Origin of the sequence: Sphingobacterium sp. UBA5670 (genome assembly GCF_002420705.1) — a bacterium.
Taxonomy (GTDB): domain Bacteria; phylum Bacteroidota; class Bacteroidia; order Sphingobacteriales; family Sphingobacteriaceae; genus Sphingobacterium.
On record NZ_DIIM01000021.1, the window covers coordinates 39,515 to 52,886 of the forward strand.

The window sequence follows — 13,372 nt, forward strand, 5'->3', positions numbered from 1 at the left end:
GTTTTCTTTTACGGCTTTCTATCTGCCATCAACAGCGTTGAGGGGGTTGATTGAAGCCAGTGCACTTTCTTATTGACGATTTTGTTCCAACTGGGCAAGCTTATCAACATCAGATCCTGTTCCTGCCAGGCCTCATGGTCTAATTCTTTTTCAGTTATCGTCAGATGATTGGGAACAAGTTGCTCCAATTGCCTCAATTTCTCTTTAAAACTCTCCTTCTGTCTCAGGACCTGGTTAAGATCCCAAACGATAATCTGCGCATCCGAATGCTGAATCAGACGCTGAATCATTTCACATAAAAATTCGTCGTTTTTTAATACAATAGGAACAATCACGCGTCTTGCTTTTACAAAGTTTTTATCGATCAAGATACCTACCATAGCATTGACTTTCGCATTAATCTGTTGATTTCGATCGAAAGTAGTGAATGGAGACTCCGCATTTGTTACCGTATGAAACAGCTTTTCAGGATTTACGATCCGCGAAGTAAAATCTAAAAATCGACCGAGTAAACTACCTTCATAAATGGATTCGCTCACTCCTAAAAGTAACAGATCCTGTTCTCTTTCATTGGAAGTCTGAACAATTTCACTGTCTATATCGCCCGAGATTTTAAAGACGGTCTGTATGGGCTGTTCTAATTCCTGAGCCACTTGTTTGATCTCACGAAAACTGTCTAACTCCTGGGTTTCTACTTCATAATGATGTAATTCGTTGGAAGGTTCGATATGCAACGCGGTAATCTCTGCATTCTTTTTTGATTTCAGTGTTAAAGCGTTTGCTAAATGCAGCAATGAAATGCCTGTATTACTTTTCGCAAATGACAGCAGAATTTTAAACTTTGCCTTGTTTTGAAGATCCCCCTGCAATGAATTTTTCTTGGGCCGGTAGAGAAAATTAATTAAATCGAGGGATGGTCCTGTCATAAACGTAGTAATTAATGCCATAACCACCATCATCGAAAACAATTCAGCGCTTAAAACACCGAGGTCATAACCTATATTCAGTACAATAAGCTCCATCAGTCCCCGGGTATTCATCAACGCACCTATACTCAAGCTATCTTTCCAGCTTTGGCCAACAAAACGAGCGGCTAAAGTGCTGCCAGCAAATTTACCGATAACCGCGACTAAAATAATGACAATCGTAATCATCCATAGCTGCGGGTCATTGAGTAATCCAATTTGGGTACGAAGGCCAGTATAGACAAAGAACAAAGGCAATAGTAGCAATGTGGAAACATCTTCTATTTTTTCGATAAATGCTGTCCGAAAACGGCTTCCCTCCGGCATAATTGCTCCAGCCATAAACGCACCAAACAAGGCATGGATACCGATCACCTCTGTCGCATATGCCGAAAACAATAACACGATAAAGAAAATAGCAACAACAGGTTTACTTAAAGCCTCCTTACTCCCTTTAACCTCTCCTACCCGCATCAAAAATGGACGTACAATCTTAATCATGATGAGTACATAGGCAACAGCCATTGCAATAGTATATAATGCACTGGCAAAATCACCCGCTTTTACAATCGCAATCACTACAGCCAGTATACACCAAGCCGTAATATCGTCTGCAGCTGCACAGGTAATCGCCATTGCTCCCAGCCTACTCTTTTGCAATCCTCTCTCTTGTATAATTCGGGCAAGTACCGGAAACGCGGTAATGCTCATTGAAATGCCGATAAACAAGCTATAGGATAAAAACTCAACATTGGTCGGTGGATGAAATAAATATAAAAAATAGGCTAAGGTGATCCCTAACGTAAATGGAATCACGATACTTGCGTGAGAAATCACAACGGCGTCGTGTGCTTTATTCCGGAGCACATTCAAATCGAGTTCCATTCCAATTATAAACATAAACAAGATCAGTCCGATCTGGCTCAGAAACTGCAAATTGCTCAATGATTCAATCGGAAAAAGCGTATGTGAAAACTCCGGAAAATAGAGCCCTAATAAAGATGGCCCCAATATAATTCCCGCCAGCATTTCTCCAATCACAACAGGCTGCTTAATCTTTATACAAATCCAGCCCATGATACGGGCAGCAATAATAATAGTTACAATCTGAGCCAATAGAATAGCCAAGGGATGCTTGATACTGTGTAGTAAAGTTGATGTAAAATCTTGCCAAGCACCATTACTTGTCTTTTCACCACCGATTAATTCGGGAGCCTGTAATTGTGTCCCTAAATGAATTACCCAATACATTACTGCAAGTAATGTACCTATCAGAACGACATAGAAGATCGAATTCCTGTATTTTCTCATCTTTAATAGCAATTAAAATAACTGTAGTGACAATAGCATATTAATCTCCACCAATATCGATTAGGCAACGAGTGCTCCGACATATGGTCACAGCAAAAATATAATTCTATCGCAGTTTTAAGGCTGCCAGAAACGTCAGATTAGGAAAAAATGTAATGAAACTAAAGAATTTTGTAATCAACTGAACTTATCGTGGAACACCTTTTTGTACGACTCGCCCAAATTAAAAAGTAGAGGCTGATTCTGCTCATCCAATAAATTGCTTGTTATCTCATCCGCAGAAAAAAATTTGACAATCTTGGCTGCAATGATCTCTTTTTTATTGATGCGGATAAAATCAGGAGCTGTAAGGATTCCGAGCAACTTGTCAAAACTTATATTTTTAAGCAAAACGAGGGAGCCATCCGACAGATATACCTTTTTATCGCGACTATCGACTTCAGCAATCTGAATGTAATTAATCTGTTCAAAATAAAGTATTGCCTTTCCCTTATTCGTATTAAACTGCGCAAAAGAAATCGTTTCCGGCTGGCTGTTGAGGACTTGTTCTACTTTCATAATGGCTTGTTGAAGTCGCTGTAATGATATCGGCTTGCGCATGTAATCAACGGCATTGATATCAAAAGCATCACTTGCGTACTGCTTATAGGCTGTAGAAAATACAATCGGGTATTCTTTTAACACCTTAGCTACATCAAATCCGTTAAATTCAGGCATTTCAATATCCAAAATACAAAAATCGAAATTTAGCTCTTTATACTCCTGCAACAATACAACCGGCTCGTTAAAAGCCTTGACAACCTCCAGTCCGGGAATTTGCTCGCAGAGCATTTTCAAAAAACGCAAACTTGGCATTTCATCATCCAACAGTATACACTTTAAATTTCTCTCAATCCGCATATAATCTGATTTGAAGGTGAGCACTATAAACGTCATTCTCTACAAACCGATGTAATGTATGCTTATCGGGGTAATATAACATGAGACGCTCCTCCAAAGTCTTGCTCCCTATTCCACTTTTCTGTTTTTGCAGAGGAGAACGTTTTGATATTCGATTACTTACAACAAGATCCAATATTCCGTCCCTAAATGTCATGTTAATGGAGATAAAGGAATCAGCACCATGGAAGTCAGCATGTTTAAATGCGTTTTCGATCAAATCAACTGTCATTAAAGGAACCAAAGTCGGTGTATCAAACACAACATCATCCAGTTCGTCCACATCGAATTTAACACGTATATCAAATAATGGGCTAAGCTTAACTTTATTAATTTCGATAAGATTACGTGCAAATTCAATCTCGGCCTTAGGTGAAACAAGTTCATCCTCACTTTCATAAAGTACATAGTCCAAGACCATAGCCAATTTGTCCATCGTATAATAGGTTTGGTAGGCGTGGGAAAGAATACCGTTCAGTGAATTTTTCAATAAATGGGGATTTAACTGAGCGCGATGGAAATGCTCCATCTTCCCGTTATCCATGCGATTAAAAAGCTCTTTTTGCCGTTTGTTTTCTACTGCAAGCTTCTTGTATTTTTGCTTTAAAACGATATACAAGCCAGAAAGTACAACAACAATTGTAAGCAGTATTAGAATGATTATATAAAAGATCTCAGGCGTCATGTTCATCCCAAACTTAGTTAAAATTTCATTACAAATGAAAATACAGCACTGGAAAGCATTTATCGTAAAAAATAAATATTAGTTTACAACTAAACAGAATTCAATGCGTTATAAACTGAAAAATACAACTATAAAATTTCAATATATTTATTACAAAAATTAACAGTTTCATTACAATTTAGTCACTCTAAAACATTAATTTCAGAATATTATCCTTATATTGAGACTATTGTAATTAGCCGATCAAATGATTGTCTGCGCTATTTTGGTTAAACCCGCCTGGTTTTCTATCAGGCTTAATATGAAACACTATGGAAAAGCTCATTTTCGAAACTAATGCACAACATCCCAGTCTTGTAGACAAAATCAAACAGGCTGTTGAAAAATTGAATGGCATCCACGAATGGAAAATCGACCTGGATTCTATTTATAATCTATTAACCATAGAAGGCATTCGATTAAATCCAACGGAAATCGAATCAGAACTTGCACTACATGGCGTTGAAGCCAGTCGTTTATATGAAGAATAGTGGTATTAGTTCAACGTAAACTCCGTCCAGATAAAACGTAAGGAGCATTATCTGGACGAAGAACTTAAATCTTTTTTATAATCATCGCAGAGGCGCCACCGCCACCATTACATATTGCTGCCAGTCCAATAGCCCCTCCCTCTTGCCTTAAGATACTGCTTAATGTTACTATAATTCTCGCTCCTGAGCAACCTAAGGGATGACCTAAGGAAACTGCACCACCATAAATGTTTACCTTATCCAAGGACAAGCCTAAAATTTGTGCATTTGCCAAAGCTACAACAGAAAAAGCTTCATTAAATTCAAAATAGTCAATATCTGAAACCGTCAGTCCAGCTTTCTTCAATACTTTTTCCGCGGCAACACTTGGTGTGGTTGTAAACCACTCTGGTGCCTGTTCGGCATCGGCGTAAGCCACAATTTCGGCTAATGGGATAAGGCCGAGCTCACTCACTTTTTCAGCAGACATCAGAAGTACTGCCGCAGCCCCGTCACTGATTGTGGATGCGTTTGCTGCAGTGACCGTTCCATCCTTTTTGAAGGCGGGTTTAAGTTCGGGTATCTTATCAAAATTGACTTGAGAAAACTCCTCATCCCGTGAAACGGTCATTTCCCCTTTACGCGTTTGTATTGCTATAGGCTGAACCTCTTTTAAAAATTTATTTTTTTGCCAGGCATCGAGGCTGCGCTTATAAGAACTGATTGCATAATTATCTTGGTCTTCGCGGCTAATCGCATATTTTTCAGCGCATAATTCTGCAAAGACACCCATTGCTTCATTCGAATAGGCATCACTAAGACCGTCTCGCTGTAAGCCATCGCTGAGATTTTGAGCTCCAAACCTGGCGCCCCAACGCACGGTATTTGCATAAAATGGCACTCGACTCATGCTCTCCATCCCACCTGCAATTACGATGTCGGCATCTCCCAATAAAATGGACTGCGCAGCCACCGCTATTGCTTTCATTCCACTTGCACATACCTTATTGAGCGTTGTTGCGGAAGTATGATCTGACAAACCAGCCAATCGGGCAACCTGCCGGGCTGGGGCCTGCCCCAGATCAGCTTGCAAAACGGCACCAATAATAATTTCATCAATTGAATCAGTAGAGACAGCTGTTTCAGCCATGACAGCGCGTACAGCATGAGCCGCGAGATCTGGAGCCGAGATAGACGACAATGCCCCGCCAAAACTTCCAATTGGCGTACGTTTCGCCGCAACGATAAATACTCTCTTTGACATGGTATAAAAAGTTTATAATTATGTCTAAAGATAAAAAATATAACAGAGACAACACAACGACTCGGTTTTATTTTTTTGCATCAAAACAAAATAAATGGACAAAAATCAACTAATAAACTTCCCTACCTAAACAATTTAACAGAAAATAAAGAATAAAAATTCGCAAAAGCGAAGGCTTTTCTTTAAATTCGTTTACATAAAATCCGAGCGCATGGGCATTCATAAACCCACGCATATAAAATAACCAGTAGCAAGATAAACGATTATGCAGACAATCCGGTTTACAGCTGAACATCAGATTTTTCGCGACACACTTCGCGCATTTATTCGAAAAGAAATCATTCCCTACGTCGACGACTGGGAAAAACGGGGAGAAATAGATCGAAGTATCTGGAAGAAGATGGGTGACATGGGACTCATGGGGCTCAATTATCCAGAAATATATGGCGGAGTTGACCTCGATTTTTATTATTCGCTCGTGCTCTGTGAAGAATTGTCCCATTGCTTCTCAGGAGGATTTACCATCTCCGCACTTGTTATCCAATACATGTCGGCCCCTTATTTATTGAAATATGGTTCAGATGAGCTAAAAACACGTTATCTTAAACCGGTCATCGCTGGCGATATGATCAGTGCAGTTGCAATTACTGAACCCGGTGCTGGTTCCGATGTAAAACACATCAAAACGACCGCAGTTCGCGATGGTGACTTTTATATTGTCAACGGTTCCAAAACTTTTATTACCAATGGTTACTACGGGGATTTCTTTATCACGGCGGTAAAAACCGATCCGAATCAAGGTACAAAGGGTATTAGTCTACTAATTATCGAGAAAAATACGCCGGGAGTTTCTACAAATAAGATTAACAAATTAGGCTGGCATGCATCAGATACTGCTGAATTGGGATTTAACAATGTCCGGGTTCCCATTTCCCACCTTGTCGGGAAAGAAGGTGAAGGATTTCGTTATTTAATGGACGGCCTCCAACTGGAGCGGCTTACTGCTGCCATTCATAGTATTTCAACCGCAGATTCTGCCCTTCAATATACACTCGAGTATATCGCACAGCGGGAAGCTTTTGGAAAAAAAATCCAGGAATTCCAAACCATCAGACATCGCATTGCACAAATGGCTGCAGATATCGCCACAACTAAAGCCTTTGTTTATCATTGCTGTGATCTTCAAAACCAGCATGAGTATGCAGTACAGGAATGCTCGATTGCTAAATTACAAGCGAGCGAACTCGCAGTACAAGTGGTCAATCAGTGTCTCCAACTATTTGGTGGTTATGGATTTACCGAAGACTATAAAATAGCACGCTTGTATCGGGATGTACGTGTCGGCACAATTATCGGTGGAACGTCAGAAATCATGCTCGAAATTATCGCAAAAATGACAATAGATAATATCACTTATCAATCCGGTAAATCTAATTAAAATATTCCTATCAATTTTCTGGTATTATGGATGAAAATAAACTTTCTTTAAAACAATCCCTTTTCCACATCGAGCGGGATAACCAACAGATTGCGACGATAAGTCCCCTATCAAAGATACTCCCCGAACAACTGCATATCGTAGATTATCTCCTAAAATTTGTCGATTTAGTTACTTTTACGCTCAAACAGGAAGATACAGTTGGTATAATCTATTATTGTCCGATTGCATCCGGAAAAATCGAATATGCCCAATTATTTAATCAATTCTCCCCTAGTGATTCGACTGCATCAATCTTAAAGTCACTTATACTGAAAGTATCGACTTGGAAAGAGTCAAAAAAGCCTATCGTCTCGGTTTTTACAGACAACTGTACTGATATTGCATTGGCAACTATGCTATGGGCTGATTACCGTATTGCCTCCCAAAAGCTCAAATTTGGCTTCCCGGAAAGCAAATACGGTTTGTTTACAGGTTTTGGAAGTACCATTTATTTACCTTCATTGATCGGGAATTCCGCTACCTTAAATCTTCTGACGCAGGGCAAGCTCATGAATAGTGAAGAAGCTTACAAACAGGGATTAATTGATGAAGTTTCGCAGCAACAAGACGAGGGCATATTACTGGCAAAAAAATGGATTCTTAAGAATCCCCTTCTGATTCCAGACAAGGAAACCAAAAAAATAGATCAGGTAAGCCCTGAAGCCATTCTAAATATCCAAAGAAAGGCACGTGGCTTATACCCCGGAACGAATGCAGCCGTCGAATTGCTAAAGAAAAGAGCTTCATCCACCCCACCCCAAGCTATCGAGCAAGAGGTAACTTTATATCTTGAAGTGCTCAATCGCCCCGAACCGCTCCATATGATCCGAACTCTTTACTATGGCGTTCAAGACGCGCAATCACCAAGCCGAATCCGGCTGCTGCATAACTATAGCTTAAACAAAATAGGAATTTTGGGAGCGGGAATGATGGGGTCCGGTATCGCCTACGAAGCTGCCCGGGCAGGAATCGAAGTGGTTTTAAAAGATGTTACCGTCACTCAGGCTGAACGAGGGAAAGCTTATTCGACTCAGCTTTGCGAAAAATTGCTGGCTCTGGGAATCCTGAACCAATCTCAACAGGAACAATTGCTTTCCCGCATAAAACCTACGGAAAAAGTCGGCGACCTCAATGGATCGGACTGTATTATAGAAGCTGTATTTGAAGACTTTTCTTTAAAAGCAGCCGTAACCCAGGAATGCCTACCCTATTTGGCAGACAACGGCTTTTTCGCCTCAAATACAACCTCTTTACCCATTACTGAGCTTGCAAAAGCAGCTCATGATTCCAAAAGTTTTATCGGTATGCATTTCTTTTCTCCCGTGGACCGCATGCCACTGGTGGAGATTATCTGCGGAAAAGAAACTGATGAAATCACCTTGGAGAAGGCACTTACAACAGCATTAAGGCTTAATAAAATTCCAATAATAGTGCATGATGGCCCGGGATTTTTTACGTCGCGCATTTTCTTCAACTATCTACTGGAGGGCATCACAATGGTACTGGAAGGAATTTCTCCTTTGCTGATCGAAGAGGAAGCGGTCGCAGCAGGATTTGCAGTGGGCCCTTTGGCAGTATTGGACGAAATATCTCTGGAATTGATGCTTCATGTTTACGATCAATTTCCTGCGCTCCACGCCAGCCAGCAACGGGCATATAGCTACCTCAGGAAAATGGTTGATCAGGGAAGAAAAGGTAAAAAATCAGGCGTTGGATTTTACGATTACGACCTAGAAAGCAAAAAGAAAACAATTTGGAAAAATCCAATGATACCGATATCAGAAAACACTTTAACACCTTCAATTATTCGTAAGAGACTGCTCCACGTCATGGCTCTAGATAGCTACCGCTGTCTGGAGGGAGGTATAATTGACCGACCTATTGACGGAGATATTGGTTCCATCCTGGGAGTAGGTTATGCTTCTTATACAGGTGGGGTATTTGGTCATATCGACCTTACAACCCTCCCGATTTTTGTAGCTGAATGTGAAGCATTTCATGCTTACGGTGAACAATGGGATGTACCGGAATCATTAAAGGAATTAGCGAATAGGAATTTCAAATTTTATACTGGCTTCCTTTCAAACTGGCATTAGATGATCCACTTATTCGTTTTACCCAATACTGCAGTGATATAGTTTGAACACGATTAGCACTGTAATATCACCCTTAGGCTTAAAAACCTCCATGATTTCGAAAGGACCAACAGTTGCGAAAACCGAGTCAAGATCTTTTCCTGCTGATAAGAAACGGACCATTCAGCAAAAAGATGAAACGGCCAAACAGTAAGAATAAAGTTATCTGAATTGAATAATTTAGCAGTATCAGGGCAATATGATTAAAATAGGGGAAGCGATTTGCTCCCCTATTTTAATATTTTTATTGTGCAAACAAATCCATAAGATAAGAAACATCCTGATCAACAAAAGTATCATAGTCCAATGTTGCTTCGAGTATCTGCCGCTGTTTCTTTTCAGAAAATACCCGCGCAAGGTTGGTTTTATATTTTTCGATTAACTTAGGTATTCCTTCCGCCCTACGTCTTGGATGACCTATTGGGTATTCGACAACCAATTCAGGCAATAGCGTACCATCATTCAACTCAATTGTCAAAGCATTTGAAATTGCCCGCTTCTGTGGGTCGTGGTAGTCTGAGGTGAATCGAGAGTCTTCAATACAGAAAATTTTATCGCGAAGCTCATCTATTCTCGGATCTGAAGCAATATAATTTTCATAATCTTCAGCTGTCAAACGGCCAAAGATTAAAGGGACGGCAACCATATACTGAATGCAGTGATCGCGGTCTGCAGGATTATGCAAAGGTCCCTTTTTATCGATGATTCGGATGGCGGCTTCATGTGTACGAATTGTCACGCGCGCAATATCTGCACTACTTTTCCCGAGTTCCTTCAATTGCTGGTGAAGTTGCATTGCAGCTTCGGCAGCCGTCTGTGCATGAAACTCGGCAGGGAAGGAAATTTTAAAGAGTATATTTTCCATCACATATGATCCGTAGGCACGTTGAAACTTAAATGCATTGCCTTTAAAAGACACATCGTAAAATCCCCATATTGGCGCGGTCAGAACAGACGGATACCCCATTTCTCCAGTCTTTGCAATCAAGGCCAAACGAACGGCACGTGAAGTAGCATCACCTGCGGCCCAAGATTTTCGGCTACCTGTATTGGGAGCGTGTCGGTAAGTACGCAATGCCTGTCCGTCCACAAAGGCCAAAGAAACCGCATTAAGAAGTTCCTCTTTTGTCAGCCCGATCATTCGACCCACAACCGCTGTTGAAGCTACTTTTACTAAAATAACATGATCTAAGCCTACTTTATTGAATGAATTTTCGAGGGCCAAAACACCTTGTATCTCATGCGCCATGATCATGGCTTCCAGCAGCTGCTTAGCTTTCAAAGGTTTCTGACCATTTGCGATGTGAGTCCTACTCAACCAGTCCGCTACAGCTAAAATCCCGCCGAGATTATCAGATGGATGTCCCCATTCTGCAGCAAGCCAAGTATCATTAAAATCCAACCATCGAACAATTGTACCGATGTTAAATGCTGCCTGCACTGGATCGAGCTGGAAATTAGTGCCCGGCACCCTAGCACCATTCGGTACTATAGTCCCGGGTACAATCGGCCCCAGCAATTTGGTACAGGCAGGATAGGTTAAAGCCTCCAAGCCACAACCTATGGTATCAAGAAAACAGTAAAATGCCGTATTCCATGCTGCTTTTTCTTCAATTTTATAATTTAGGACGTAGTCCACAATGTCCACTAAAACCTGATCTGGCTGTGGTCTTTCATTTGATATTGCTGAACTCATTATTTTATTTCGTATAAGACTATCGTTCGAGATTCTTTACATTGTTTTTTACCCTTCGTTGCGGTCAAATTATCCCTGACAGAAACTACTGTTTATTCCTCAACCCCAATTTATCGTTCGGAAATAGGGACGAAGGGTCTATCGTCGGGCCCGATATAATTTGCACTTGGCCGGATAATTTTTCCATCTTGCCGTTGTTCAAAAACATGTGCTGACCAGCCGGTGATACGAGCAAGAACAAATAATGGCGTAAACATTTCGGTTGGAATTCCCATCAGGTGGTAGGATACAGCGGAATACCAATCCAGATTTGGAAACATTTTCTTTTCTTCCCACATCACCTTTTCCAATCTTTCTGCAATCAGATACAGTGTCATGTCTCCTGCTTCTTCGGACAGCTCCTTGGCTACCTGTTTAATTACTTGATTTCTTGGATCCGAAATCGTATACACAGGATGGCCAAAACCAATAATAACTTCTTTATTTGCCAAGCGTTTACGGATATCGGCTTCTGCTTCGTCGGCATTTGCATAACGGCTCTGGATTTCAAATGCTACCTCATTGGCTCCGCCGTGTTTGGGACCACGAAGTGCACCAATAGCACCTGCTATACAGGAATACAGATCAGATCCTGTTCCGGCGATGACCCGCGCACTAAAGGTCGAAGCATTAAACTCATGTTCAGCGTATAAATTAAGCGAAATCTGCATGGCCCTTACCCAAGATGCCGAGGGGGATTTACCGTGAAGCAGGTGCAAGAAATGCCCTCCTAAAGTGGAATCAGCGGTCTCCACCTGAATCTCGCGTCCATGCTGACTAAAATGATACCAGTATAGCAAAGCTGAAGCCATGGAAGCCATCAGACGGGTGGCGATATCCCGTGCACCAGCAATGGGATGACTTTCTTTTTCGGGTGATACACTTCCAAAAAAAGAGACATAAGTCCGCAAGACATCCATCGCATGGGCGGTAGACGGTAGCTGCTTCAGTACTTGCTGAACGGTAATCGGCAACCCACGCTGACTAATCAGCTGGCTTTGATAGCCAGTTAACTGCGCCTGCGTTGGTAAACTACCATAAACAAGCAAGTAAGCCACCTCCTCAAAACTAGCCTGGTACGCCAAATCTAAAATATCATACCCTCTATAATGCAAATCATTGCCACTTTTACCCACAGTACTCAGCGCGGTATTCCCAGCGGGTACTCCCGAGAGTGCAACACTTTTCTTGGGTTTAAAACTAGTATCTTTTGTCTCTTCCATCTGTCTATAATTATTTGTTAAACAATTTATCCAATCGATTTTCATAGGCATAATAATCGATACTTCTATACAACTCTTCTCTCGTTTGCATCTGGTCAATCACTTTCGCCTGGCTACCATCTTGTCGGATATGATGATACACATTTGTTGCAGCTTTATTGGCAGCCCGAAAAGCGGACAAGGGATATAACACGATGGAGACATGCGCCTGACGCAGCTCATCAAGGTGAAACAAAGGAGTTTGCCCAAATTCGGTGATATTAGCCAAAACAGGTAAGCCAGTCGCTGCGCTAAATTGAATATATTGATCCAATTGATGCACCGCTTCGGCGAAGATAAAGTCTGCTCCTGCTTCCTTATAAGCAACGGCCCTTTCAAGAGCAAGCTCCAGGCCTTCAGAAGCAAGAGCATCAGTGCGTGCACCGATGACAAAATCGTTGTCGGTCCTCGCATCCACAGCAGCTTTCAGCCGGTCAACCATTTCGAATTTTGACACAAGCTCTTTTCCGGGGCGATGCCCACAGCGTTTCGCGCCGACTTGATCTTCCATGTGTATTGCTGCTGCACCTGCTTTAATTAACGATTTTATGGTACGCGCCACATTAAATGCCGAGGGGCCAAAGCCCGTATCAATATCCACCAGCAGTGGAAGATCACAGGCATTTGTAATGCGGTCAACATCAATCAAAACATCCTGCAGCGTTGTAATGCCAAGATCCGGGATTCCCAAGGATCCGGCGGCAACACCACCTCCAGAAAGATAAATTGCTTTAAAGCCAGCCTGCTGGGCCAAAAGGGCATGATTGGCGTTAATAGCCCCAACAACTTGCAACGGATTTTCGTTCTTAATTGCCTCCTTAAAAAGGAAACCGGGAGATTTAATCATCATATCGAATTTTGAAATTCAACACATCATAACCTGTCAAGATGCAAGCTATGAATGCTATTTAAGTTTATTTTGTTTAGACGTCCATTTATCGGACTGTCCATCTTAAAGATACTAATTACCAAGGTAATTAAACAAATTATTTTCTATATTTTATATCTTTTACAGAAGAAAATACGGTAATATCCCCTATTGATAATTACAAATTTATTCTGGCACCTAAAATCTTCTTCCAGTTTG

Annotated in this window: 10 protein-coding genes; 3 read left to right on the plus strand and 7 right to left on the minus strand. The window is 41.2% G+C overall.

Annotation, left to right across the window (positions count from 1 at the left end; genetic code table 11):
• Nucleotides 1-8: 8 nt before the first annotated feature.
• From B3C94_RS18155 to B3C94_RS18165, 3 genes are all read right to left on the minus strand, one after another.
• Nucleotides 9-2,276 carry a cation:proton antiporter gene (locus tag B3C94_RS18155; protein WP_293906283.1) on the minus strand — a complete coding sequence of 756 codons (2,268 nt, stop codon included), beginning with the start codon at nucleotides 2,274-2,276 and terminating at the stop codon, nucleotides 9-11.
• Between the two features lie 177 nt (nucleotides 2,277-2,453).
• Complete coding sequence (locus tag B3C94_RS18160; protein WP_293906286.1) at nucleotides 2,454-3,176, minus strand: LytR/AlgR family response regulator transcription factor; 723 nt, start codon at nucleotides 3,174-3,176, stop codon at nucleotides 2,454-2,456.
• On the minus strand, nucleotides 3,166-3,906 hold the full coding sequence (locus B3C94_RS18165) for a sensor histidine kinase (protein ID WP_293906288.1): 741 nt from the start codon (nucleotides 3,904-3,906) through the stop codon (nucleotides 3,166-3,168). The genes B3C94_RS18160 and B3C94_RS18165 overlap by 11 nt, the downstream gene beginning before the upstream one ends.
• Before the next feature lie 305 nt (nucleotides 3,907-4,211).
• Here B3C94_RS18165 and B3C94_RS18170 point away from each other — a divergent pair, with 305 nt between their 5' ends.
• The gene (locus B3C94_RS18170) at nucleotides 4,212-4,430 is read left to right on the plus strand and encodes a hypothetical protein (protein ID WP_046672939.1); all 219 of its coding nucleotides are present in this window, start codon (nucleotides 4,212-4,214) and stop codon (nucleotides 4,428-4,430) included.
• Nucleotides 4,431-4,494: 64 nt separating this feature from the next.
• Here the strand turns inward: B3C94_RS18170 and B3C94_RS18175 are convergent, their stop codons facing one another.
• A complete protein-coding gene (locus B3C94_RS18175) occupies nucleotides 4,495-5,673 on the minus strand; it encodes a thiolase family protein (RefSeq protein ID WP_293906292.1) in 1,179 nt (392 codons plus the stop codon).
• 265 nt (nucleotides 5,674-5,938) lie between these two features.
• Here B3C94_RS18175 and B3C94_RS18180 point away from each other — a divergent pair, with 265 nt between their 5' ends.
• Nucleotides 5,939-7,111 (plus strand): acyl-CoA dehydrogenase family protein, encoded by a 1,173-nt coding sequence (locus B3C94_RS18180; protein WP_293906294.1) that lies wholly within the window; start codon nucleotides 5,939-5,941, stop codon nucleotides 7,109-7,111.
• 26 nt (nucleotides 7,112-7,137) lie between these two features.
• Nucleotides 7,138-9,249 carry a 3-hydroxyacyl-CoA dehydrogenase NAD-binding domain-containing protein gene (locus tag B3C94_RS18185; RefSeq protein ID WP_293906296.1) on the plus strand — a complete coding sequence of 704 codons (2,112 nt, stop codon included), beginning with the start codon at nucleotides 7,138-7,140 and terminating at the stop codon, nucleotides 9,247-9,249.
• Nucleotides 9,250-9,532: 283 nt separating this feature from the next.
• Here B3C94_RS18185 and B3C94_RS18190 read toward each other — a convergent pair whose 3' ends face one another.
• The 3 genes from B3C94_RS18190 to prpB all read right to left on the minus strand — a co-directional run bounded on the left by B3C94_RS18190 (nucleotide 9,533) and on the right by prpB (nucleotide 13,132).
• On the minus strand, nucleotides 9,533-10,984 hold the full coding sequence (locus B3C94_RS18190) for a bifunctional 2-methylcitrate dehydratase/aconitate hydratase (protein ID WP_293906298.1): 1,452 nt from the start codon (nucleotides 10,982-10,984) through the stop codon (nucleotides 9,533-9,535).
• Between the two features lie 110 nt (nucleotides 10,985-11,094).
• Nucleotides 11,095-12,246: a bifunctional 2-methylcitrate synthase/citrate synthase gene (gene prpC, locus B3C94_RS18195; protein ID WP_293906300.1), complete on the minus strand. Its 1,152-nt coding sequence runs from the start codon at nucleotides 12,244-12,246 to the stop codon at nucleotides 11,095-11,097.
• A gap of 10 nt (nucleotides 12,247-12,256) precedes the next feature.
• Nucleotides 12,257-13,132 carry a methylisocitrate lyase gene (gene prpB, locus B3C94_RS18200; RefSeq protein ID WP_293906302.1) on the minus strand — a complete coding sequence of 292 codons (876 nt, stop codon included), beginning with the start codon at nucleotides 13,130-13,132 and terminating at the stop codon, nucleotides 12,257-12,259.
• Between the last annotated feature and the right edge of the window lie 240 nt (nucleotides 13,133-13,372).